This is a genomic window from Pseudonocardia xinjiangensis, from assembly GCF_012911925.1.
Classification (GTDB): domain Bacteria; phylum Actinomycetota; class Actinomycetes; order Mycobacteriales; family Pseudonocardiaceae; genus Pseudonocardia; species Pseudonocardia xinjiangensis.
This window is the reverse complement of record NZ_JAAXKY010000118.1, coordinates 1-24389: the sequence shown is the minus strand read 5'-3', so window position 1 is coordinate 24389 and position 24389 is coordinate 1. Positions and strand designations below refer to the sequence as shown.

The 24389-nt window shown below is 73.2% G+C and carries 18 protein-coding genes and 1 pseudogene; 11 read left to right on the top strand and 8 right to left on the bottom strand.

Translation table 11 applies throughout. The features are described from left to right. Positions 1-94 precede the first annotated feature (94 nt). A complete protein-coding gene (locus HF577_RS27730) occupies positions 95-5263 on the top strand; it encodes a WD40 domain-containing protein (protein ID WP_169398918.1) in 5169 nt (1722 codons plus the stop codon). Here HF577_RS27730 and HF577_RS27725 read toward each other — a convergent pair. Both HF577_RS27725 and HF577_RS27720 read right to left on the bottom strand, forming a co-directional pair. Then, positions 5248-5886 carry a response regulator transcription factor gene (locus tag HF577_RS27725; RefSeq protein WP_169398917.1) on the bottom strand — a complete coding sequence of 213 codons (639 nt, stop codon included), beginning with the start codon at positions 5884-5886 and terminating at the stop codon, positions 5248-5250. The genes HF577_RS27730 and HF577_RS27725 overlap by 16 nt on opposite strands. Continuing rightward, positions 5874-7136 carry a sensor histidine kinase gene (locus tag HF577_RS27720; protein ID WP_169398916.1) on the bottom strand — a complete coding sequence of 421 codons (1263 nt, stop codon included), beginning with the start codon at positions 7134-7136 and terminating at the stop codon, positions 5874-5876. The genes HF577_RS27725 and HF577_RS27720 overlap by 13 nt, the downstream gene beginning before the upstream one ends. Before the next feature lie 133 nt (positions 7137-7269). Between HF577_RS27720 and HF577_RS27715 the strand changes: the two genes are divergently transcribed. Both HF577_RS27715 and HF577_RS27710 read left to right on the top strand, forming a co-directional pair. Further along, positions 7270-8028, top strand: coding sequence for an ABC transporter ATP-binding protein (locus tag HF577_RS27715; RefSeq protein ID WP_211174926.1), 759 nt, complete (start codon positions 7270-7272; stop codon positions 8026-8028). Further along, positions 8025-10460 carry an ABC transporter permease gene (locus HF577_RS27710; RefSeq protein ID WP_169398914.1) on the top strand — a complete coding sequence of 812 codons (2436 nt, stop codon included), beginning with the start codon at positions 8025-8027 and terminating at the stop codon, positions 10458-10460. The genes HF577_RS27715 and HF577_RS27710 overlap by 4 nt, the downstream gene beginning before the upstream one ends. A 9-nt stretch (positions 10461-10469) precedes the next feature. Here the strand turns inward: HF577_RS27710 and fmdA are convergent, their stop codons facing one another. Beyond that, complete coding sequence (gene fmdA, locus HF577_RS27705) at positions 10470-11723, bottom strand: formamidase (protein WP_169398913.1); 1254 nt, start codon at positions 11721-11723, stop codon at positions 10470-10472. A 312-nt stretch (positions 11724-12035) separates the two neighbouring features. Here fmdA and HF577_RS27700 point away from each other — a divergent pair, with 312 nt between their 5' ends. The 3 genes from HF577_RS27700 to HF577_RS27690 all read left to right on the top strand — a co-directional run bounded on the left by HF577_RS27700 (position 12036) and on the right by HF577_RS27690 (position 14856). Beyond that, positions 12036-13766 carry a RecQ family ATP-dependent DNA helicase gene (locus tag HF577_RS27700; protein WP_169398912.1) on the top strand — a complete coding sequence of 577 codons (1731 nt, stop codon included), beginning with the start codon at positions 12036-12038 and terminating at the stop codon, positions 13764-13766. A gap of 105 nt (positions 13767-13871) precedes the next feature. Next, positions 13872-14078 carry a hypothetical protein gene (locus HF577_RS27695; protein WP_169398911.1) on the top strand — a complete coding sequence of 69 codons (207 nt, stop codon included), beginning with the start codon at positions 13872-13874 and terminating at the stop codon, positions 14076-14078. A gap of 133 nt (positions 14079-14211) precedes the next feature. Then, positions 14212-14856: a response regulator transcription factor gene (locus tag HF577_RS27690; RefSeq protein WP_246267388.1), complete on the top strand. Its 645-nt coding sequence runs from the start codon at positions 14212-14214 to the stop codon at positions 14854-14856. A gap of 9 nt (positions 14857-14865) precedes the next feature. On the opposite strand, the gene HF577_RS27685 is transcribed toward HF577_RS27690, so the two are convergent. After that, positions 14866-16845 (bottom strand): sensor histidine kinase, encoded by a 1980-nt coding sequence (locus tag HF577_RS27685; RefSeq protein ID WP_169398909.1) that lies wholly within the window; start codon positions 16843-16845, stop codon positions 14866-14868. Between the two features lie 142 nt (positions 16846-16987). After that, positions 16988-17359, bottom strand: a complete 372-nt coding sequence (locus HF577_RS27680; RefSeq protein WP_169398908.1) for a response regulator — start codon at positions 17357-17359, stop codon at positions 16988-16990. 198 nt (positions 17360-17557) lie between these two features. Between HF577_RS27680 and HF577_RS27675 the strand changes: the two genes are divergently transcribed. The 5 genes from HF577_RS27675 (at position 17558) to HF577_RS27655 (ending at position 21390) form a co-directional block, all read left to right on the top strand. Beyond that, positions 17558-18295: a hypothetical protein gene (locus HF577_RS27675; protein ID WP_169398907.1), complete on the top strand. Its 738-nt coding sequence runs from the start codon at positions 17558-17560 to the stop codon at positions 18293-18295. Between the two features lie 231 nt (positions 18296-18526). Beyond that, positions 18527-18763, top strand: a complete 237-nt coding sequence (locus tag HF577_RS27670; protein ID WP_169398906.1) for a hypothetical protein — start codon at positions 18527-18529, stop codon at positions 18761-18763. Between the two features lie 4 nt (positions 18764-18767). Continuing rightward, the gene (locus HF577_RS27665; protein ID WP_169398905.1) at positions 18768-18965 is read left to right on the top strand and encodes a DUF7455 domain-containing protein; all 198 of its coding nucleotides are present in this window, start codon (positions 18768-18770) and stop codon (positions 18963-18965) included. Between the two features lie 522 nt (positions 18966-19487). Further along, positions 19488-20381, top strand: a complete 894-nt coding sequence (locus HF577_RS27660) for an IniB N-terminal domain-containing protein (RefSeq protein WP_169398904.1) — start codon at positions 19488-19490, stop codon at positions 20379-20381. A gap of 142 nt (positions 20382-20523) precedes the next feature. Continuing rightward, entirely contained in the window at positions 20524-21390 is an 867-nt protein-coding gene (locus tag HF577_RS27655) for a hypothetical protein (protein ID WP_169398903.1), read from the top strand. A gap of 9 nt (positions 21391-21399) precedes the next feature. Here HF577_RS27655 and HF577_RS27650 read toward each other — a convergent pair whose 3' ends face one another. The 3 genes and pseudogenes from HF577_RS27650 to HF577_RS27640 form a co-directional block, all read right to left on the bottom strand. Then, positions 21400-21801: a GlcG/HbpS family heme-binding protein gene (locus tag HF577_RS27650; protein ID WP_169398902.1), complete on the bottom strand. Its 402-nt coding sequence runs from the start codon at positions 21799-21801 to the stop codon at positions 21400-21402. Positions 21802-22007: 206 nt separating this feature from the next. Continuing rightward, positions 22008-23894: a sugar phosphate isomerase/epimerase and 4-hydroxyphenylpyruvate domain-containing protein gene (locus HF577_RS27645; protein ID WP_312859416.1), complete on the bottom strand. Its 1887-nt coding sequence runs from the start codon at positions 23892-23894 to the stop codon at positions 22008-22010. Further along, positions 23878-24389 (bottom strand): annotated as a pseudogene (locus HF577_RS27640) (shikimate dehydrogenase); the annotation flags it as partial. The pseudogene HF577_RS27640 and the gene HF577_RS27645, both read right to left, overlap by 17 nt.

Here is a 24389-nt window from a genome sequence, read left to right as displayed (position 1 = left end):
CCCCGGCCCGACCGGCCCCCGCGACCCGGACCAGCGGCGGCGGGTGCCGGTAACCCCTCCGGCGTTCCCCCCGACCCTCGCACCGTCGAACTCCGTGCGGGAGAGCCTGTCCGTCCTGCACGTTCCCGGCCCCCGGTTCGGGCGCGGCAGCACCCGCGACGACGAGGCCCGCACCGCGCTGGAGCTGCAGTACCAGATCTTCGGCGACGTCAGCCGCCTCGTCGACGCCGGAGTGCCGACCCCGGATCTCGTGGTCGTCACGGGAGACGTCACGGAGGCCGCCCGGCCGAGCCAGGTCATGCAGGCGCTGGAGTTCCTCCAGGGCCTGCGCGCGCTCCTGCACCTCGATCCGGACAGGGTGATCGTGGTGCCGGGGCGCCGCGACGTGTCGCACGCGGCATGCCGGGCCTACTTCAGCGACTGCGAGGCCAACGAGCGCAGGCCGGTCGAGCCCTACTTCGCGAAGCTCCGGCAGTTCGCGACGCTGCTCGACGGGCTCCATCCCGGCCTCGATGGGCCGGGGTTCGACGACGCCCAGCCGTGGGGCCTCGTGCCCGTCCCCCCGCTGCGGGTCGTGGTCGCGGCGCTGAACTCCACGATGGCGATCAGCCACCGGACCGACGACGACTACGGCCTGCTCGGGCAGCGCCAGTCCGCCTGGTTCGCCGAGCAGCTGAGGCCGTTCGAACAGGCCGGCTGGTTGCGGATCGGGGTCGTCCACCACGACCCGAGCCCGGCGGGCCGCTCCGGAAGCACCGACCCCCTGCTCCTGCGCGACGCGGACACCTTCGACCGACTCGTCGGGGGCAGGCTCAATCTCCTGATCCACGGCCCCGCACTGGGCGGCACCGGCACGGACACCCTCGGCTCGGGCCTCGTCACGGTCGGGACGGCCTCGGCGGACCATGCCGAGCTCGTCCAGCTGACCGCCAACGGCTTCCGCCGTTTCCCGGTGGACGACCCTGCGGCGGGCCGGTCGGCGCCGCTGGTGGAGCGGGAGTGGCGCGCGGCGGGCGCCGCGTTCGGCCCGTCCTACGCGGCGGACCTCGACGAGGTGCCGGAGCAGGAGCCGGTCCGGGCGACCGACCCGCAGGGCCTGCTGCTGGAACGCATCGGCGAGGTGTGCGTGGCCCGTGACGACCGGTGCCGGATCCGTCTCGTCGACGTCGACCCGCCGCATCTGCTCGTGACCCGCCGGGAGGAGGGCTTCACGCCGCAGTGGCGGATCGGGGCCCACGTCGGAGAGATCACGAGAGACATCCTCACCGCGTTCTGCACGCACACGACCGAGCCCGGCGCCGAGCTCGTGTACGAGGGCCCGAACCCGCCGCAGACGCTGCGGGACGAGGCGGCGCGCCGCGGGGTGCGGCTGCGCAGCTTCACCGAGTTCCAGGGCCTGATCGACCTGTCCGACTTCCTCGCCCGGCAGACGGCCCGGCTGCGCGCCGACCGGCGCTACCCGCCGTCGCTCTACGTCCCGCAACGGTTCCGGGACCTCGACCAACCCGGCCGCGAGGTGCGCGCCGACCTGGCCACGGAGCTCGTGGACCTGCTGGCACCGACCGACCACGGCCGGTTCGTGCTGGTACTCGGGGAGTTCGGGCACGGCAAGACGTTCGTCATGCGCGAGGTCGCGCGCCGGCTCGCCGAGACCTCACCGGCCGTGATCCCGATCCTGATCGAGCTGCGCACCCTCGACACGGCCAACTCGGTGGCCGCGCTCGTGGCCGCCCACCTGACCAACGAGGGCGAGACGCGGATCGACATCAACGCCTTCCTCTACATGCTGCGCGAAGGCCGCATCGTGCTCCTGTTCGACGGGTTCGACGAGCTCGTCACGCGCGTCAGCTACGACCGTGCCGCGGAGCACCTGGGCACGCTCGTGCAGGCGGCGCAGGGCCGCGCCAAGATCGTCGTCGCGAGCCGGACCCAGCACTTCCGCTCCCACGGCCAGGTCGTCACCGCTCTCGGTGAGCAGGTCGAGGCCCTGTCACAGCGCCGGATCATCGGGGTCGAGGACTTCACCCCGGCCCAGATCCGCGTGTATCTGCTGAACCGCTACCACGGCGACGAGCGCCGGGCCGACGCCCGGCTGCGCCTGGTGACGGCCGTCCAGAGCCTGGCCGACCTGGGCCAGAACCCGCGGATGCTCAGCTTCATCGCCGACCTGCCCGACGAGCGGCTGCAGGCCGCGGCGCGCAGCGGCAACGCCATCGGCGCCTCCGGGCTCTACCGCGAGATCATCGACTCCTGGTTGAGCTTCGAGACCGACCGGGCCGCCGACCGCACGGCCGCACGGTCCGGTCTCACCGTGGCCGACCGCAGGCGGGCCGCCACCGCGCTGGCCCTGCGGCTGTGGGAGACCGGCGCCGCGCACCTGGGGCTCGCCGACCTCGCCGAGGTGGTCGACGCCCTCACCGACCTGGCGGACGGCGAGCTCTCCGGGCCCCAGGTGGTGCACGCCGTCGCCTCCGGGAGCCTGCTGGTGCGCACCGACGACGGGCTCTTCGGCTTCATCCACCGGTCGGTCATGGAATGGCTGGTGGCCGACGCGATCGCCGACGAGCTGCGCGCGGGCGAGCGAGCACCTGCGCTGTTGCACCGGAGCCAGCTGTCACAGCTGATCGTCGACTTCCTGTGCGAGCTCGCCGACCCGCGCCACTGCCGGGCCTGGGTGGACACCGTGCTGGCCGACGCGCGCTCCGGCGACGTCGCGAGAGCCAACGCGATGAAGATCAGCTCGCGGCTCCGGATCCCCGCCACCGCGGATCTGCGCGGCGCGTCGCTCATCGGGGAGGACCTGTCCTACCGGAGCCTCGACGGGGTCGACCTGACCGGCGCGGACCTGACCGGCGCCCGGCTGGTGGCCGCCGATCTGCGCGGAGCCCGGCTGAACGGCGCACGGCTCGTGGGCGCGCGCCTTGACGAGGCCCGCATGGCCGGGGCCGACCTGCGCGGCGCCGACCTCACCAGGGCCCGGCTGACCGGCACCGACCTCACCGGTGCCCAGCTGACCGGCAGCGTCTGGCGACGCGCCGCGCTCATCAACACCACGGGTGTGCGGGACACCGAGGCGTTGCGTGGCGCCGCCGTCGCACCGGGGCACCCGGTCGCGGCCGAGCTGGCCCCCGGCGCCGTCGGTGTCCGCCACGGCTTCCACTCCGAGCTCGGCCGGCTGCCGCAGGTGCTCGCCTACAGCCCCGACGGCGGCATGCTCGCCATCGGCAGCGAGGACGGCGGGGTGCTGGTCTGCGACACGGTCACCGGGCTGCCCCTGCGCACCCTGCAGGGGCACCGCGACCGGGTCTTCGCCGTCTCCTACGGGGGCGACGTGCTCGTCACCGGGTCCGCCGACGCCACCGTGCGGGTGTGGGACGCGGCCACCGGGGCCTGCCGCCACGTCCTCGCCGGGCACGACCGCTGGCCCTGGCCGGTCGCGCTCGACCCGACCGCCGAGATGCTCGCCACCGGCGACGCCGCCGGGGTGCTGCGACTGTGGGACGTCTCGACCGGGCAGCTGCGCCACGAGCTCCCGGGCGGGCGTGGTTTCGTCGCCGACCTGGCCTGGCGCGGGCACCTCGTCGCCGCCGTCTACCGCGACGGCAGCGTCCGGCTGTGGGACACGACGAGCGGCGCGTCGCTCGGCGAGCTCACCGGTGCGGGCGAGCGGGTCTTCCGGGTCGCGTTCAGCCCGGCGGGCGACCTGCTCGCCACGGGGGGCCGCGACGGCGACGTCCGCACCTGGGACCCCGCGACCGGCCGGGCGGTCACCGTGCTGTCCGGGCACAGCCGAGGGGTCTACGCCGTGGCGTTCCACCCGACCGAGCGCCTGCTCGCCTGCGGTGACGCCAGTGGCGGCGTCCGGATCTGGGACGTCGACACCGGACGGCCGCGCCACGTGCTGGCCGGTCACACCGAGTCGGTTCACGGGGTCGCGTTCGACCCGGCGGGCGGGCTGCTGGCCACCGGCGACAGCGCAGGCACGATGCTCCTCTGGGACACCGCCACCGGGCAGGTCCGCCACACGCTCACCGGCCACACCGGGTCGATCTGGCCGTTCGCGTTCCGTCCCGACGGCACACAGCTCGCCGTCAGCGACGACGAGATGACGACGCGGCTGTGGGACCCGGCCACCGGGCACCGCAGGCACGTGATCTCCGGCCATGACCGCCAGGTGACGTCGGTGCACTACGACTCGGCCGGCACCACCCTGGCCACCAGCGGCAACGACGGCACCGTGCGGCTGTGGGCCCCGGCAACGGGACGCCTGCTGCGGCGGCTGAAAGACCCGGCCGACCAGTTCGTCAAGCTGGAGACGGCGGTGTTCAGCCCGACGGCGGCCCGGCTCGCCATCGTCAGCAACGACAGCAGGCTCAACCTGTTCAACCTCCCGGAGGGCCGGTTCGAGCGGCACATCAAGGTGGAACCGGGCCCGGTCTGGGCCACCGCCTTCAGCCCGTCGGGCGCCATCCTGGCCACCGCCAACGACGACGACACCGTGCGGCTGTGGGACCGCACGCTCGGCCGGCTCGTCCACACCCTCGGCGAGCACGGCGGCCGGGTGCGCTCGATCGCCTACAACGATGACGGCACCCTGCTCGCCACCGGGTGCGACGACGGGCTCGTCCGCCTGTGGGACGCGGCGTCCGGCACGCTGCTGCGGACGCTGGCCGGGCACGGGGACCGGGTGTACGCGGTCGACTTCGCGGGCAGCGACCTGCTGGCCAGCGGATCATGGGATGCCACCGCCCGGGTGTGGGACGTCGCCAACGGCACGGCCCGGCACGTGCTGGACCAGCACGGGGGCCGGTTGTGGACGGTGGCTTTCGGCCCTGGGGGCGCCTTGCTGGCCACCGCGGGCGACGATCTCGCCATCCGGGTCTGGCAGCCGCAGACCGGGGCGTTGCTGCACACGCTGACCGGACACACCGGCAGCGTGCTGTCGGTGGCGTTCCACCCGGCGGGCGGCCAGCTGGCGAGCGGGAGCGCCGACGGGACGGTGCGGCTGTGGTCGTCCGCGTCCGGCCCGCTGCCGGCCCGGATGACGCTGCTCGGGCTCCCCGAGGGGTGGGCGGCCTTCACCCCCGACGGCCGCTACAAGGTCGAGGGCGAGGTCGCGAGCCAGTTCTGGCACGTCGTCGGGATGTGCCGGTTCGAGATCGGTGAGCTGGACCCCCACCTGGCCGGGGTCGCCCGGGTGCCGGTGGACGAGTCCCTCGGCGACGACGACCCGGGGCGGAGGGAGGATCAGGCGCGGAGGTAGGCGAGCACGGCGAGCACGCGGCGGTGGTCGTCGGGTGCCGGGGGCAGGTCGAGCTTGGTGAGGATCGCGTTGACGTGCTTGGCCACGGCCGCGTCGGTGACCGTGAGGCGGCGGGCGATCGCGGCGTTGGAGCGGCCCTCGGCGATCAGGGCGAGGACCTCGCGCTCCCGCGGGGTGAGCGCGTCGATCGGGGACCGGACGCGGCGGCGGGCGAGCAGCCTGCGGACGACCTCGGGATCGAGGACGGTGCCGCCGCCGCGTACCTCCTCGACAGCGGAGATGAAGTGGGCGACCTCGCTGACCCGGTCCTTGAGCAGGTAACCGACGCCCTCGCCGGTCTCCAGGAGCTCCGCGGCGGAGCCGTGCTCGACGTACTGCGACAGCACCAGCACCGGCAGCCCCGGCCGGTCGCGGCGTAGCTGCAGCGCCGCCACGAGCCCCTCGTTGCTGAACCCCGGCGGCATCCGGACGTCGGTGATCACCACGTCCGGTGGGTCGTGCCGCACGGCGGCGAGCAGCCCCGGCGCGTCACCGACTGCGGTGACCTCGTGCCCGAAGCGCCGCAGGATGTGGGCCAGCCCCTCGCGCAGGAGCACCGAGTCCTCGGCGATCACGGTCCGCACGGCAGCTCCACGGTGAGCAGGGTAGGGCCGCCGTCCGGGCTGCTGAGCGTGATGCGGCCGCCGAGGACCGACACCCGGTCGGCCAGCCCGACGAGCCCGGTGCCTCCCGCCGGGTCGGCGCCACCGCGGCCGTCGTCGCCGATCTCCAGGACGACCGCGCCGCCGGACGTCCTGGCGCGCACCCACGCCTGAGCTGCACCGCTGTGCTTCGCGACGTTGGCCAGTGCCTCCCCGGCGATGAACCAGGCCGCGGCCTCCACCTCGGCGGGTGGGCGGGCCGGCAGCGTGACGTCGAGCTGCACCGGCACCGGCGAGCGGTCCGCGAGCGTGGCCAGCGCCGCAGGCAGGCCGGAGTCGACCAGCGCCTGCGGGTGGATGCCGTGCACCAGCTCGCGCAGCTCGGCGAGCGCGAGCCGGGACTGCTCGTACGCCCGGTCCACCAGCTCCCGCGCGGGACCGGTGGTCCCGTCGAGCTCCAGGCGGGCCAGGCCCAGCGTCATCGCCACCCCGGTCAGCCGCTGCTGGGCGCCGTCGTGCAGGTCGCGCTCGATCCGGCGCCGCTGCGCGTCCATCGCCTCCACCAGCCGCACCCGCGACCGGGTGAGCTCGGCGACCTCGGCATGCGGCGCCGGGCCCCCGCGCCCGACCAGCAGCACCCTGGTCAACGCCACGCGAGCGGCGACGTAGGCGGTGACCAGGTAGGCGAGCACGGGCAGCAGCAACAGGCCGGCCAGGCTCAGTCCCAGCTGCGCCAGCAGCGGGTACGGGCCGAACCAGACCAGCTCGTCGGGCTGCACCTGCGGGGTGAGCGCGATCAGCACCGGCGCGAGGACGACCGCCAGGCCGAGGCAGAACACCAGGCCCATCGCGGCGTCCAGCCAGGCCAGCACGAGAGCGAACACCACCGCGTAGCCGAGCTCCCGCCACGTCGCGACCTCCCGGAACCGGGTGGCGAACCACGCGACGAAGCCCGGCCTGCGCGGGCGGGCGTGCGGTGACGGGGCCGCGGTCCGGTCGACCAGCCGCAACCGCCGCCGCTCGACGTCGGCCAGCCCGACCCCGGTCAGCAGGGCGAGCAGCGCCGCGACCGGGACCACCACCAGCCCGAGGAACGCCACCGTCCAGACGACCGCCACCAGGCACCCGCTCAGCGCCCACCCGACGACCCGCCACGGCCAGCTCGTGCGGAGGAACCGCACCGGCCCGGCCGCGAGCGCCTCCCACGCGCTGCGTGGCGACGCGGTGGTCATGACCGACAAGGTACGGGGACACACGGCCCCGCACCCTCCCCCTTCCGACCACCCGCCGGGTAACGCCTGCACTACCTCCATGACTCTCCCGCACACCGGTGACCAGCGCCGATGCTGTCACCAGGCTGTGCCCATGAGATCACCCGCACCGACGACACCCGCCGATCCGGCCGTCCGGGTCCGCGGGCTGCGCAAGGTCCACGGCTGCGGCGACGCCGCCGTGCGGGCCCTGGACGGCGTGGACGTGGACTTCGCCGCCACCGCCTTCACCGCCATCATGGGGCCGTCCGGGTCGGGCAAGAGCACGCTGCTGCACTGCGCCGCCGGACTCGACGACCCCGATGCCGGCGACGTGCGGCTGGCCGGCACCGACCTGGCGGGACTGGACGAGACCGCACGGACACTGCTGCGCCGCGACCGCGTCGGGTTCGTGTTCCAGTCCTTCAACCTCGTCGAGAGCCTCACCGTCGCGATGAACGTGGCGCTGCCACTGGTACTGGGCGGGCGCAGGCCACGGGCGGGCGAGGTGGACGCGGCGCTGGCGGCGGTGGGGCTGGCCGGCACCGGAGGGCGCAGGCCGGCCGAGCTGTCGGGCGGCCAGCAGCAACGCGTCGCGATCGCCAGGGCGCTGGTGGTGGCGCCCGCGGTGGTGTTCGCCGACGAGCCGACCGGCGCGCTGGACTCCACCACGGGCCGCGAGGTGCTCGCAATGCTCCGCGATCTCGTCGACACCGCGGGCCGGACCGTCGTCATGGTCACCCACGACCCGGCGGCGGCCGCCTGGGGCGACCGCGTCGTGTTCCTCTACGACGGCAGGGTCGCCGGCGAGCTCACCGCCCCGACGGTCGAGACCGTCACCGCGCGCCTGTCCGCGCTGGAGTCGGCGCCGTGATCGGGATCGCCGCACGCACCCTGGCCGCCCGGTGGGCCGGTTTCACCGGCACCGCGCTCGCCCTGGTCCTCGGGGTCGCTCTCGTGACCACGACGCTGCTCTGCCTGTTCGCCACGCTCGACCGGCGCGACGGGCCACCGGCGTGGTTCGCCGGGGCGGACGCCGTCGTGATCGGGACGGACGGACCCGGCTCGGTGACGACGGCCGCCGTTCCCGCCACGGCGGTCACCCGGCTGGCCGGCGCCGAGGGCGTGCTCTCGGCGGTCCCGGACCGGCGCGCGCCCGTGGAGGCGGCGGGGCGGACCTGGACGGCGCGCCCGTGGAGCACCGCGCGGTTCCAGACCGGCGGGCTGGTCGCCGGAGGGGCCCCGGACTCGGGGGACGAGATCGTCCTGCCGGCCTCCGCGGGCGCCGCGCCCGGCTCGGTGCTGCGCGTGCACACCGTCGACGGGCCGCGGGTGCTGACCGTCAGCGGGGTGCTGGAGGGGTCGCTGCCGGTCGCCTACGTCCGCGACGACGTCGTCACCGGATGGGCAGGCGCCCGCGTCGACGCGGTCGCGCTCCGGCTGGCTCCGGGCGCCCCCGCGCCGGCCGGTCTCGGCGCCGACACCCGGGTGCTGACCGGGCCGGACCGGGTCGACGCCGAGCCGGACCCGGACGCCGTGCGCCGGATGCTGGGGGTGACGCTGCTGGGCAACGCCGCCGCGGTCGCCACGCTGGCTGCCACGTTCGTCGTCGCGGGGACGTTCTCCTACTCCGTCGCGCAGCGCCGCCGGGAGCTGGCGCTCCTGCGCATGTCCGGTGCCGCGCCGCGCCAGATCCGTCGCATGGTTCGGGCCGAGGCGATGCTCGTCGGTCTCGTCGCCGCCTGCCTCGGGACCGCGCTGGGCAGGCTCGGCGCACCGCCGGTGGCCGCCTGGCTCGTCGACGCCGGCTTCGCTCCCCCGGACCTGACCATCCGGACCGAGTGGGCACCGATCGCGGCGGCCGGCCTCGTCGGGCTCGGCACCGCCTGGCTCGGGGTGACGGCCGCGGCCCGGCGGGCGGGCGCCGTCCGTCCGCTCGAGGCACTGCGCGACGCCGCGGTCGACCGTCGCGTCATGGGCCGGGGGCGCTGGGTCGGGGCGGCGCTGCTGGGAGCCACGGCAATCGGGGTCGTCCCCCTCGCCCTCGGTGAGACCACGGGCGTCGCCTCGGCCTACGTGCTGCTGGTGACTATCGCGACGCTGCTCGCGCTGGCCCTGCTCACACCGGTGCTCGTCCCGCTGCTGCTCGCGCCGGTCACGGCGCTCACCAGCAGCGGAGTCGGGCTGATCGGCAGCGCGAACGTGCGTGCCGGGCTGCGGCGCACGGCGTCGACCGCCGCCCCCGTGCTCATCACGGTGGGGCTCGCCGCCGCGACGCTGGCCAGCACCGCCACGCTCACCGCCACGGCCGCGGCGGCCGAACGCGACCGGGTGACGGCGGAGATCGTCGTCAGCGCGTCGGGCCCGGTCGGGCTCGACCGCGAGCTCGTCGCCGGGCTGGCCGGTGTGCCGGGGGTGGCCGCCGTCGAGCCGACCGCCGGGGCATCGGCATCGGTCGACGCGGGCTCATCGGGGGTCCGGCAGGTGGCGGTGACCTACGCCTCCAGCGGCATCGGCACCGCCATGCGGCTCCCCCTCGTCGCCGGCGCGCTGGCCGGTCTCGACCGTCCTGACACCGCCGCCGTCTCCGAGGCGACCGCGCGGGACCACGGCTGGCAGGTCGGCGCCACCGCCCACCTCCGGCCGGCCGACGGCGCCGCGGTGCGGCCGACCGTGGTCGCCGTCGTCGCCGACCACGCCATGGGCGGCAGCGCCGCGCTGCTCTCGTGGCCGACCGCGGGCGGCACGGCCGGGCGCACGTCCCCCGACACCGCCTACGTCGCGCTCGCCCCCGGCGCCGACCCGGCGGCGGCACTGCGCGCCGTCGGCGCGCTCGCCACCGCGCACGGCGCGACGGCGGGCGCGACCGGGGACGTCCTCGCCGACCGCACCGCGGGCGACGAGGAGATCGACCGGCTCGCCGTGCTGTCGGTCATCGGGCTGACGATCACCTACACGGCGATCTCGATCGCGACGACCTTCGTCATGTCGACGGCCGCACGGCGCCGTGAGCTCACCGCGCTCCGCCTCACCGGCGCCACGCCCCTGCAGCTGACCACCATGATCGTCGTCGAGGTGGGTCTCGTCGTGCTGGCCGCGGTGGCACTCGCGGGGCTGACGACGGCCGTGGTGCTGGCACTGACGGCCGCCGTTCTCGCGGGCACCGGTCCGCTCGTGCTGTCCGTCCCCTGGGGTCCCGTTGCACTGGCCTGCGCCGGCTGCCTGCTGATCGCACTCGTCGCCGGGCTGGCCCCGGCGGCCGACGCCCTCCGCCGGCCGCCGCTGCATGCACCGGGAGTCCGGTGATACGCGCTGTCAGAAGCTGGCCTTGGGCACGCCCTGGCCGGGGTCGACCTGGTGCGGGCCGCCCTTGCCCGGGCTGACGTCGAAGTCGAAGATCGCGGTCGGGATGTAGACCGTGGAGCACGAGTTCGGGATGTCGACGACACCGGAGAGCCTGCCCTCGATCGGCGCCGCACCCAGGATCATGTACGCCTGCTCCGGCGAGTAGCCGAACTTGGTCAGGTAGTCGATCGCGTGCAGGCAGGCCCGCTGGTAGGACAGCTGCGCATCCAGGTAGTGCTGCTTGCCGTCGAGCGTCACCGAGGTACCGGAGAAGGCCAGCCACTCGCTGTACTGCGGCGCCACGTTGCCGGGCATGAAGATCGCGTTCTCGGAGACGCCGTAGGTCTCCATCCCACCCTTGATCAGGTCGACCCCGAGGTCGATGAACCCACCCATCTCGATCGCCCCGCAGAAGGTGATCTCACCGTCGCCCTGGGAGAAGTGCAGATCTCCCATCGACAGCTTCGCGCCGGGGACGAAGACCGGGTAGAAGACCCGGGTCCCCTTGGTGAAGTTCTTGATGTCCTGGTTGCCACCGTTCTCCCGCGGGGGCGCGGTGCGGGCGGCCTCGCGGGCCACCCGGTCGAAGTCGTCACCGGACAGCGTGCCGAGGACCGCCGAGTCGGGCAGCGGCGGCAGCGCGAGCGGTGGCACCCGGTCCGGGTCGGTGTCGATGAGCTCCTGCTCGCGGGCGTTCCAGGTGGCGAGCAGGTCGGCCGATGGCGCGGTGCCCATCAGGCCGGGGTGCACGATGCCGACGAAGGACACACTGGGGACGTGCCGCGAGGTCGCCACGCCGCCACGGAAGTCCCAGATCACCTTGTAGGCGTCGGGGAACTGGTCGGTCAGGAACCCGCCCCCGTTCTCCTTGGCGAAGATCCCGGTGTAGCCCCACCCCTGCCCGGCCAGCGGCCCGGAGTCCTCCTGCGGGACCGGGCCGACGTCGAGGATGTCCACCATCAGCAGGTCGCCGGGCTCCGCTCCCTGCACCTCGAGCGGGCCGCTGAGCACGTGGACGCTCGGCAACGGCGCGTTCAGCACGTCCTCGGCGGAGTCGTCGTTGTGGATCGCGCCGTCGAACCACTCCCGGCACTCCACCCGGAACGCATCGCCCGGCTTGACCTGGACCTGCGCGGGGATGTCCGGGTGCCACCGGTTGTGTCCGACGATCTGCTGGTCGGTGAACTTCTTGCTGTTGTCGAGCGGGAACACGACCTCGGGCATGGGACTCTCCTCACTCACGTCGCACTGCTGGTCGGTGGAGCGGTCCGCGCAGTTCCGCCGGTCCGTGACCGCTCCCGCACAGCCGGTCACGCGATCAGCGAACGGCCTTCCGAACGGACCAGACTTCTCCGCGCGGCACCGGTGAGACTCACCCGATACAGGTGAATCCGAGATCACCGGCCCACCGCCGTGACGACGGCACCGGAGCGGAACGCGCAGCATGATGGAGGAGCAGCCGGCGGACGGGAAGGCGGGACCGAGGATGGGATCAGGCCGGCCGGACGGTCACGAGACCGCCGGGAGAGGGCTGCCGTGACGGCGTCCGGAGGTCCGCGGCCAGGCGCGGGTCTCGCCGACGTCACCGCGCTGGCCCGCGATGTGTTCGGCTACCCCGAGCTGCGCGAGGTCCAGCGGCGTGCGCTGGAACCGGTGCTCGCCGGCCGCGACACCCTCGCCGTTCTCGCGACCGGGAGCGGCAAGAGCGCCGTCTACCAGCTGGCCGGGCTGTCCGCCGGCGGCCTGACGGTGGTCGTGTCACCGCTGGTCGCGCTGCAGCGCGACCAGCTGCGCGGGCTGCAGGGTCGCCGCATGCCCGACGGGCGTCCGATCCGGGCCGCACAGCTCAACGCCACCGTGCACGTCGCCGAGGCCCGCGCCGCCCGGGCCGCCGTGGCGGCCGGCGAGCTGGACTTCCTGCTGCTCGGGCCGGAACAGCTCGCCCGTCCTGCCACCCGCGAGCTGCTGGCGACGACCGGACGCCCGTGCGCGCTGCTCGTCGTCGACGAAGCGCACCTGGTGAGCGAGTGGGGCTTCGACTTCCGGCCCGACTACCTGCAGCTCACCGACGCCCGGCAGCTCGTCGGGGACCCCCAGGTCCTCGCCCTCACCGCAACGGCTGCTCCGCCGGTGCAGGCCGAGATCACCCGACGCCTCGGCATGCGCGACCCCGCCGTCGTGGTCGCCGGGTTCGACCGCCCGAACATCGACCTCGCCGTGCGTGCGGTCCACGGCACCACCACCCACGACAAGGTCCGGGGCGACGACGTGGTCGTGGACGAGGTGCTCGCCGGCCCGACCCCGGCCCTGGTCTACGCGGCCAGCCGGCGGCACTGCGAGGAGCTGGCCGAACGCTTCCGGCACCTGGTCTTCACCGCCGCGCCCTACCACGCGGGGCTCCCGGCGGCCGAGCGCTCCGCGACGCAGGACGCCTTCCTGTCGGGCTCGCTGGACGTCGTCGTCGCCACCAGCGCCTTCGGGCTGGGCATCGACAAGCCCGACGTGCGCAGCGTCGTGCACGCCAGCCCGCCGGGCAGCCTGGACGAGTACTACCAGGAGATCGGCCGGGCGGGCCGGGACGGGCGCCCGGCCCGGGCGGTCCTGGTGTTCAACCCCGCCGACCTGCGCCTGCCCCGGATGTTCGCGGCTGCCGCCCGGGTCCGGGACGGCGACGTGGACGCCGTTCTCTCCGCGCTGACCCGGGCCACCGGCCCGATCCCGCTCACCGACCTCGCCCAGCACGTCGGCCTGGGCACCCGGCGCGCCGAGCGGGTCGTGGAGCGGCTCGCCGACGCCGGAGCGGCGGTCCTGCACGACGGCGTCGTCGTGCCGCACGTCGCCGAGGGCGAGCAGGCCCATCGCACGACCGAGCGCACGCACGACGCCGAGGAGATCCGCCAGGCGGTCGCGGCGAGCCGGATCGACGCGATCAGCTACTACGCGGAGACGATGCACTGCCGCCGCACCGAGCTGCTGGCGTACTTCGGGGAGCAGTACACCCCGCCGTGCGGCACCTGCGACAACGACCGCCGTCCCGCACCGAGGACGCTGCACGGGCTGGCTCGCCCGAACGTCGTAGCCGCAGCGGGCCAGGGCCGGGCGCCGGTGGACCCCGGCAGCCGGGTGGAGCACACGACGTGGGGCGGCGGCACCGTCCTCGAGGCCGACCCCCACCAGCTCCTCGTCGTCTTCGACACGGTCGGCTACCGGCACCTCACCCCGGCCGCACTCACCACGGGCCTGCTCCGGGTGGTCGCCGGCGACTGAGACCACTGCGCTGCGTAACCACCCGGCGCGGTTGTCGACGACCGACAGGGGACGCGGCACAGTGGCCCACGTCACTGTCCTGCTCGACGACATCCGGGATGCATCATGCAGGAGATCGACAATACCAAGGCACGTGAACGGCTCGAGATCCACAACTGCAGCGTCGACGAACAGCTGGCGAAAGCCCACCTGTGCGGACGCGTGCACCTACCCACCGGCCGCACCTGCGCCCTTCCAGAGGCCCATTCGGGAGGCTGCGCCTTCGAACCCGTGAAGCGGGCCGAGCGGACTGCGCAGAGCACATCGCGCTGAGCGGCCGGCACACCGGGGCCCGTGCCGCCGAGAACTCGCTGCCGGCCCCTGAGGCCGGGATAATCCCCTCCATGGGAGATATGTCGGTCCCGTTCGCCCGCGCAGAGCCCGCGCCCGGGCAGCCATGACCCCGCTGCGAGTGGTCATCGCCGAGGACGACGTCCTGCTCCGCGAAGGTCTCGCGAGCCTGCTCGAACGCACGGGCTTCCAGGTGGTCGGGCAGGCAGGCGATGCCGCCCGGCTCCTGGAGCTCGTGCGCGAGGCGGCACCCGACCTGGTGGTGGTCGACATCAGGATGCCGCCGACCCAGACCAACGAGGGTCTGGAGGCGGCCAGGGAGATCCGGCGGGAGTTCCCGGGCACGGGGATCTGCGTCCTCTCGGCGCACGTCGAGGTCGAGCACGCGGTGGAGCTGCTGGCCAGCGGCCAGGGCATCGGGTACCTGCTCAAGAGCCGGGTCACCGAGGTGGCGGAGTTCATCGACACGCTCGAACGGATCGCCCGAGGGGGATCCGTCGTCGACCCGGCGCTCGTGCAGGAACTGGTGGGCGCCCGCAAGCGGAACGACCCTCTCTCCGTGGTCAGCGCCCGCGAACGCGACGTCCTGACGCTGATGGCCGAGGGCCGCTCCAACGCGGGCATCGCCCGGCGGCTCTGGATCAGCGAGGGGACGGTCGAGAAGCACGTGCGCAGCATCCTGACGAAGCTGAGCCTGCCCGAGACCGACGACAACCACCGCCGGGTGCTCGCGGTGCTGACGTTCCTGGAGTCGCGCTGACGGCGTCCCTCACTCGGGCTGGATCGGGAGGCAGACCTGGATCAGCGTGCCCTCCTCGATGGGGCTGTTGACCTCGAACGACCCGCCCAGGGCCTCCACCCGGTCCCGGATGCCGACCAGCCCGGAGCCGCGCGCGGGATCAGCACCGCCGACACCATCGTCCTGCACCGAGAGCCGCATGGTCCCGTACCGCTCCTCCATGACCACCGTCGCGTACGAGGCGTCGGCGTACTTCGTCATGTTGGTCAGCGCCTCGGAGACGACGTAGTACGCCGCCACCTCGACCGGCTCGCGGAAGCGGGCCTGCGTCCTGACGTCGAGCTCCACCGGGATCGTCGAACGCCGGGCGAGCGCCCGCAGGGCGGGGCTGAGCCCTCCCTCGGAGAGGATCGCCGGGTGGATCCCGCGGGACATCTCGCGCAGCTCGTCGATCACCTCGGACAGTTCCTCGGAGATCCGGACGATCCCGGAACGCACCTCGCCCAGGCTCGGATGCAGCGAGCTCTGCAGGATGCTCAGCTCGAGCCCCAACGTGACGAGCCGCTGCTGGGCGCCGTCGTGCAGGTCCCGCTCGATCTGGCGCCGTGCCTCGTCCGACGCGGTGACGATCCGGGCCCGGGAGGCGGCGAGCTCGGCCGCGCTCTCCGCATCCGCGATGGCGATGGACACGAGCTCGGTGAACGCCTCCATCCGCTGCTCGGTGCCGGTGGGAAAGCGGATGTCACGCGACGCGATACACAGCGCGCCCCATGTCCGTTCGCCGACCATGATCGGGATGGCGAGCGCAGCATGGATGTCGAGCTGCCGAAGCTCGTCGGCGAGCCGGCCCGACAACCGGCCGTAGCCCTCGAAGAGGGCCGGCCGCCCCGTGGCCACTGCGGTCGCGACGACGTGGGGCGGCTCGATCGTCCACCGGGACCCCGCACCCATCAGGTCCCGGCGCTCGCCGGCCCGGGCGGCCACCGTGAAGAGGCCGTCCGCGTCGAGACGGACGATGACCGTGGCGGTGGCTCCGATCACGCTGCCGACCTCGGAGGCGACCGCGGAGACCACCTCGGCGGCGGGTGTGTTGCGGGCGACGAGGGTGGCCAGCCGTCTCAGCGCAGCCTGGTTCTCCAGGAGCTGACTGATCTCGGCGCGGCCCTGGGCGTTCTCGATCGTGGTGGCCACGAGCTCAGTGAAGTCCGCGAGCTGCGCCTCGGTGTTAACCGGGAACGGGACATCGTTCCTCGACGAGGCCGCGATCACCCCCCACAGGTGCCCGGCGACGACGATCGGGCAGCCGACCGACCACCGGATCTTCAGGTCCAGCGCCTCCTCGGCGATCGGTCCGCTCGCGCCCTCGAAGCCGTCCACGCGAACCGGACCGCCGGTCAACCGCACCTGGGCCGCGACGCTCAAGCCCTCGAGGGCGAACCGCGTGCCCACCGCCAGCCGGACCGGTACCCGGCTCCAGGCGGCGACACCCGTCACGGACCCGTCCTCCTCGTAACGCTCCAGGCGCGCGAGGTCGGCGCCACAGAGCAGACCCACCTCGCGGGTGACGGCCTCGAAGACCTCGAGCGCCGGGGTCGAGTGCGCGACGAGGGTCGCGACGCGCCGCAACGCGGCCTGCTCGTCGCTGAGCCTCGCGGACTCCCGCGCCTGCTGTTGCGACCGCGCTCCCAGCTGCCCGACGGCGACCGCCGTGAGGAGGAAGACCGCCAGCGGGAAGAGGGTCTGTTGCTCCGTCATCCGGACCTGGACCGGGTTCAGGAACAGGAAGATGAAGGCCGCGACGCTGGCCACCGCCACCACCGCCGCGAGCGCCGAACCCCACAGGAGGGCGATCGGGAGAACCGCCAGCAGGTAGAGGACCAGCAGGCTCAGCACCGGGACGTGCTCGGCGAGCAGCGCGATCAGGCCGCTCACCGCGGCCACCAGCACCGCCCCGGTGAGCAGCCCGCTCAGCCAGCTGAACATGCGCGGTCGGAACTGGGCATCTGCCATCTCACGGCTCCTGCGGCGAGACGCTAACGGGTGCGCGCACCCCTGACGACCCTCCGGCCGCTCCACCGCGCGAGGCTCACTCGGATGCTGGCCCGCGATGCGCCGCTTCCCGCGTGGCATTCGTGCATCCGCCCCAGCCGGCTCAGCTACCCCCGGCGTCCACCAGACCCCGAACGGCGGCCGCCGAGAGGAGGGACTTCGAGAGGAACCCGGCCGCCGGGCTGGACGCGATCAGGTCAGCGAGATCCTCCTCACCCCGCGTCGAGATCAGCACGACGCGGGCCCGCAGCTCAGGGAAGTCCTCGACGAGCCGCCGGGTGAGCTCGAACCCGCTCTCGGTCCCGAGGGCGACGTCCACCAGCACGACGTCCGGGCGCACCACGCTCGCCTCCAGCAGGGCCTCGGCGATCGTCGTCGCCGTCCCCACCACCTCCAGCCCCTGACGTTCGAGACTGATCCGGGCGATCTCGAGGAAGCGCTCGTTGTCATCGACTATCAGGCAACGTCGCAGCACTTGTGCAGCATCGCAGTGGATGCGGCGACGCACATTGCAGCTAGCCGGAACACCCGAGTTCGACGGCGACGAGCAGCAGGACACCGCGAATGAGCCCGTGTTCCGCGCTTGCCTCCAATAGGGGTTCCTGCCAACCGGTAGAGGAGATGCCCGCAGGCCATGACGACACGAGGGTGGGTGGAGCAGCACCCTGGGGTCGTGGACACAGCCGCAGTGATTGCCGACGCGATGACGGACTACCTCCTCGCCTCAGGCACGAACCAGGCCCCCGCCACCCGCGCTCCCGCGCACATGGCCGCGTGGCTGGAAGCCCGCGGCTACCGCATCGTCCGCTCCCCTGCTCCCCGACCTGTCGATCCGGGCGATCGCGACGAGATCGCCCGGATCGTCTCGACGGTCGACTGGGAGTCCACCGGGGTCGCGAGCGCGAACAGGACCGAGGTCGTCCGCCGGCTCGTCGAGGCCGTCAAGTCCGCGGCCACGGCCTCGGCAGACCGTCGCCGCACGTGGATGGGCGTCCGCTACCCGTCGCGGTTCCGGCCGACGATCGTCCCCACCAGCAAGGCGTGCAGTGACCGTGCCGCCGACGCGCCGGAGCCGGATGCTGACGACGCGAACGCGCCCACGTGCTCGTCACTGTGCCCGTGCTCGATCGAGCTGCCGGGAAGCCGGCACGAGCCGGCGCCGCTGCGCAGCGTGCGCGCGCTCCGGCCCGTGCCCGACACCGGCGAGGAGACGACCCGGCGCGCGAACGTGGATCTGCCCGAGCCGATCCGGCTGGCCGAGCGCGACACGCACAAGCTGACCTGGACCGGAGGCGTCCACCTGTTCGGCCGCCGCATCCTCGTGGTCCCGGGCCGCACGCTGGACCACCCGGAGGACGCCCGCGCGCACGCGGCCGCCGTCCTCGCTGCCGCGGAGCGCATGCGCCCCTGATCCCGCTGACTCGAGCACACGCATGATCAACGTGCACTGGTTCATGACCACTCATGAACCAGTGCACGTTCGTGCGGCGGCTCCGGAAACGCGGTCGGGTGGGGGTCAGCCCCCAGCCGGAAGTGGCGGGTTCGCACCAGTGGAGCGGGGGGCAGCGGGCTGGCCGGTGGTAGGGCCGGCGGCGGACCCTTCAATGGTCACCGCAAGAACCGGACCGGAAGGAGAACGACGATGAACACCGCCGCCAACCCTCTCAGCCACCGTGATCGCGCCGTTCTCCGCGCCGTCGCCGCGGGCCGCTGCGAGATCTCCGGCACCGCCGACAGGGCACTGGTCGTGGACGGCCGGTTCCTCAGCGACCAGTTCGCGGGCCCCCGGCTCGCGGCAGCCGGGCTGATCGCCTCCGGCTCGCACACGGGACCGGCGCGGCTCACCGCCTCCGGCGAGGCACTGCTCGCGGCGGCGTGACGACATGGCCCTCCGCAACCGCATCGCGCACCCCCTCTACACCCGACACATCCGGCACGACCGCTGCGACCGCTGCAGCGCCGCCGCCCAGATGCGCGCGCTGCTCCCGACCGGCAACGAGCTGTTCTTCTGCGGGCACCACGCCCGCCAGCACGAGCCCCGGCTGCGCGAGATCGGCGCCGACCTGAGCGCCGGTTCCTGAGCTTCCCCTCCGTCCCGAGCCCGGTCTCCTCCCGCGACCGGGCTCGTGGCATGTCCGGGGCATGGAGCAGCGCCTGGATCCCCGTGCCCGGAACGACGAGGCGGCCCCCGTCGGGGTGAACGCGAGCGTGGACGCCGTGGCAGGCCCCGGACCGGCCTCCTGAGCGGGCACCACCCGGCGGCTCCGATCGATGATCGTCCCGTCGGGCGCGGCCCACACCGGCGGCGGTCGTTCCCCGCAGGTGATAGACCATTTTCCGGGCCACGAAGATCGGATTCTTCCACTACTCCTGAAATGCCGTGATCAGCACGCCCACGAATGGGTGACACGGCCGACGAGGCAGATCCCCTACGCATTCCCGGAATCCCCTACACCCTTTCGTGTCCGATCCCCGAATGCGGACTCCGGCGAACCCTGGCGGATCCCCGATGGCTCGGTGGTGGACCACTCATAGCGTCGCGTCAATGCCGGTCGGTCCGGACGACAACGCCATGACCACCATGAACATCGGAGATGATCTGAATGGCCGAGCCCATGACCCTGTTCGAGTTCCTGCGTGACCTGCTCGCCAACGAACAGTCGCGCGACCTGTACGCGCAGGACCCCGGCGCGGCCCTGCGGAACTACGGCCTCGACAACCTGAGCCCGGCGGACGTCCGCGACGCCCTCGTCCTGATCGAGGACAACCAGACCGCCGACTTCGACCGGGGGTACAACACCGGCCACAACGACACGCAGTTCGCCTCGCTGCCCCCGGTTCCGCTCCACCACGACGGCGGCGAGCACGACGCCGCGGTCGACTACCTCAGCCGCTACATCACCAACACCTACGTCGCCGGCGGCGACGACTTCAAGGACGACTTCCGCAACGGCGACTTCCGCAACGACGACTACCGGGACGACTACCGGGACGACGACTTCCGCTTCCGCGGCAACTTCGACCGCGACGTCGACCTCGACTCGGCGACCGCCTCCGGTGACGGCGCGGTCGGGGCCGGTGACGACATCAGCGGCTCCTCCATCGTCAGCGGCGACGACAACCAGGTCGGCCGGGGCAACTTCAGCGGCAACGAGAACGTCATCGGGACCAACAACGACGTCATCGAGGGCGACGGCAACACGGTCGCCTTCGGCATCGGCGACGCCAACAAGTCCTCGTTCGACGACGTCAACGTCAGCCGCGGCGGCGCACTCTCGGTCGGCAACACCGCCACCGGCGACTACGACGTGAACGACTCGTTCAACGAGCTCAACTCGACGATCAGGAACTCCGCCGAGTTCGACGGCTCGTTCAACGACGAGACCGACAACGCGTCGGACTCCTTCAACGAGTTCCGCGCCGACACCGACGTCGACTCGCACGACTCCGTGCACACCGACGACCGGAGCCACAACGCCCTCGACGTCGACGACTGAGCTCAGCCCGGTTCGCGTTCCCGGGCGGTCCGCTCCTGCGGTGCAGGAGCGGACCGCTCCCCCCGTCCGCGCTGCACGCCCCCGCTCTCTCGCCCCACGCCGACGACCGGCGAACCGACCACCGACCGGGAGATGACCCGAGATGACCACCTCGACCTCGTTGCTCGACCTGCTGTTCAGCCTGTTCCGCGACCCGGAGGCGATGGCCTCCTACCGGGAGGACCCGCAGACCTACCTCTCCACCTGCGGCGACATCACGCCCGAGGATCTCCGCGACGCCCTCCTCCTGCTCGAGGACAGCCAGGACGCCGACTCCGACCGCGAGTACACCAGCGGAAACGGGAGCAATGGCGGCGGCAACCACAACGTCCATGTGCCCCCGCACGTCCCGGACAAGCACCACGGCGAGAGCGACCGGGACGCCACCGTCCGCTACCTCAACACCTACATCACCAACAACCACATCGACGAGCGCGACACCGTCGTCGACAACTCCGTCCACCAGCAGGTCGACACCCACGGCGGCGACTTCGACCAGGACATCGACGTCGACTCCACGGTCGCCTCCGGCGACGGCTCGGTGGCGGCGGGCGAGGACATCGAGAACTCCAGCATCGTCAGCGGCGACCGCAACCAGGTCGGCCAGGGCAACACGAGCGGCGACGGCAACATCGTCGGCGACGACAACACCGCCATCAAGGGAGATGACAACACCGCCGCGTTCGGCCTCGGCGACGCCAACAACTCCTCATTCGGCGACGTCGGGGTGGACCGCGGCGGGGCGCTCTCGGTCGGCGACACCGCCACCGGCGACTACAACCCGACCGGTTCGTTCAACGAGCTCGACTCGACGATCGACAACTCCAGCGAGTTCGACCGCTCGTTCAACGACTCCACCCACGTGGCCGACGACTCCTTCAACGACTTCGCCACCCAGACCGACGTCGACTCCCACGACTCGGTGGAGAGGGACGTCCTGAGCCACAACAGCGTCGACGCCGACTCCTGACAGCGGCGGTCAGAGGGAGGCGGCAGCCGCCTCCGCGACGGCCTGGTCCTGCTCGCCGATCCCACCGCTGACGCCGACTCCGCCCACCACCTGCCCGTCACGGGTGAGCGGGATCCCGCCGGCGAAGATCATCACCTTTCCGTTGTTGGACGCGAGGATGCCGTAGAAGTCCTGGCCGGGCTGGGAGTTCTCACCGAGGTGCTTCGTCGTGATGTCGAAGGCACGCGAGGTCCAGGCCTTGTTGATCGAGATGTCGACCGAGCCGATCCAGGCGCCGTCCATCCGCACGTGGGCGACGAGGTTGCCGCCGGCGTCGACCACCGCGATGTTCATCGGCTGACCGATCTCCTCGGCCTTGGCCTCCGCGGCGGCGATGACCGAGCGTGCGTCGGCGAGCGTCAGTGTCTTCATGATGTTCCTCCCGATCGGGATGTGCCGTGCCGGTCGTCGGACGAGGTGCCCGTCAGCGGTCCGGACGGGTTCGGCCGACTACCACCCGAGTACAGGTCCCGGGGCGGGATGGGTACCGCCCACAGGCTTTCCCGCCGGCGCCCTCACCGCATCGCGTGAAGCAGCCACCCTTCGGTGCACCGATTCCGATGTCACCGATTCCGGGGTCACCCCGCCGCGGCGGGTTCGGCGGCGGTGTCCGGCAGCGCCAGCCGGCGACGGCGGTGTGCCGCCATCCGCACCGGTGAGTCCGGTGCACCGTGCCCCTCGTAGCGTGGCGAACGCTGCACGACCTGCAGGAACACGCGACCGCCCAGGAGCTCGGTGGCGAAGTGGTGGAACTCGCCGTCCGGGGTCCGGTCGTACATCACGCCGAGCTCGCGCATCTCGCGGAGCAGGTCGGGCTCGAGGTCGTAGCGCGCGTCCAGGTCCTCGTAGTAGTTGCCGGGGATGTCGAGGACCGGGGCACCGGCCGCGCGCGCAGTTCGCGCCGCGGCCAGGGCGTCGGGGGTGGCGAACGCGATGTGCTGCGGGTCGGCCACCCCCGGCGCCCATTCGCCTCGCCGCAGCAGGCTCGCGGTCAGGACGAGCCGGACGCCGCCTGCGGTCACGGTCCGGTCCCGGACCAGCCCGAACGGCGCCGCGATCTCGTTCGTGGTCTCGGGGTCCATCCCGAGCACTGCGCGGTAGAAGAGAGCCGCCTCGTCGAAGTGGTCGTAGGGCTGCGCGAGTGCGACGTGGTCGGTGGCGGTGATCATGCCGCCGGCCGGTGCCCGCAGGCGGTCGAAGTCGGCGAGCCAGCCGCCGGTGGCGTCGGTGCGGCAGAAGAACACCGACGTCCCGTCCGGTGCGGCGACGGCGGCGAGGTCGGCCTCCGCCGGGCCGCGGTCGCGCGGCAGGATCGGGGCGCAGAGCGCGGCGGCGCGCGCGGCCGACCGGGGCGGATCGGTCGACTCGACGGCGAGCGCGGCCACTGCGACGTTCCCCGGCCCGGAGTGGGCCGCACCGGCGTTGAGCAGGATCCGGGCCTCACCCTGCTCCCACAGGTCCACGGGCTTGGTGCGGTGCCTCCCGGTACGGGCGAACCCGAGAGCGCGCAGGGCCCCGGCGATCCGCGGGCCGGACGTGTCGTCGACCGCGAGCTCGGTGAAGGCGTGGCCGGCGAGTGCGGGCGGCGCGGGCGGGACCGCCGCGGTGGTCAGGGCGGAAACCGCACCGCGGCGGGCGACCTGCTCGCGCAGGGCGAGCAGCGAGCGCATGGCGTCCACGGCGGTCCGCCGGGGGTCGGACTGGCGGTAGACGTCGTTGAACACCTCGAGGGAGAGCGGGCCGGTGTAGCCGGCGTCGAGCACCGGTTCCAGGAAGGCGGGCAGGTCGAATGCGCCCTGGCCCGGGAAGAGCCGGTGGTGACGGCTCCACTGCAGGACGTCCATCCGCAGCCTGGGCGCGTCGGCGAGCTGCAGGAAGAACAGCTTCTCCCCCGGGATGTCGCGTACCCCACGCGGATCCGAGCCGCGGGAGAGGATGTGGAAGCTGTCCAGGCAGAGCCCGAGCGCGGGGTGGTCGGCCCGGCGCACCACGTCCCACGACTGCTCGTAGGTGTTGACGTGCGTGCCCCAGGCCAGCGCCTCGTAGGCGATCCGCAGTCCGCGCCCGGCGGCGCGCTCGGCGAGGGTGTGCAGCTGGGCGGCCAGCAGGTCCAGGTCGGCGACGGCGTCGGCGGCGACGGCGGAGCAGACCAGCACCGTGTCGGTGCCGAGCTGCTGCATGACGGAGAACTTGCGCTCCGCCCGCCGCAGGTTCGCGGTGAAGCGCTCGGCGTCGGTGGAGTCGAGATCGCGGAAGGGCTGGTAGAGGTCGATCGTCAGGCCGGAGTCGGCGCACCGGCGCCGGATCTCGGTGGGCGACAGCGGGGAGGCGACGAGGTCCGGTTCGAAGATCTCCACCCCGTCGAAGCGCGCGGCCGCCGCGGCCGCGAGCTTGTCCTCGAGCGTCCCCGAGAGGCAGACGGTGGCGATCCCGAGGCGGGAGGCGGGCTCATCGGCTGGGCGCACGGTCGTCCTCCTCGGCGCCGACGAGCTCAGCGAAGTGCCGGATCATGCGGTCGGCGTCGGGCGCGACCCCGGTGAAGAGCGCGAACGCGTCGACGGCCTGGTAGACGGCCATCCGGCCGCCGTCGAGCGTGTGGCAGCCCCGGCTCCTCGCCGCTCGCAGCAGCGCGGTGTCGAGCGGCCGGTAGACGATCTCGGCGACCCAGAGCCGTGGGTCCAGCAGGGCCTCCGGCAACGGCAGGCCGGGATGGGCCGCCATGCCGGTCGGCGTGGCGTGCACCAGGCCGTCGGCGTACGCGAGCAGCCGGGGCAGGTCGGCCGGCGTCCCGTGCTCGGCGTCAACCTTCCGGGCGAGCCGGGCGGCCGCGGCGGCATCGGTGTCGACGACGGCGAGGTCCGTCGTGCCCAGACCACGCAGGGCGTGGGCCGCTGCCGATCCCGCGCCGCCCGCCCCGAGCAGGACCACCCGCCCGAGGCCGACCCCCGGCAGCCCCGTGG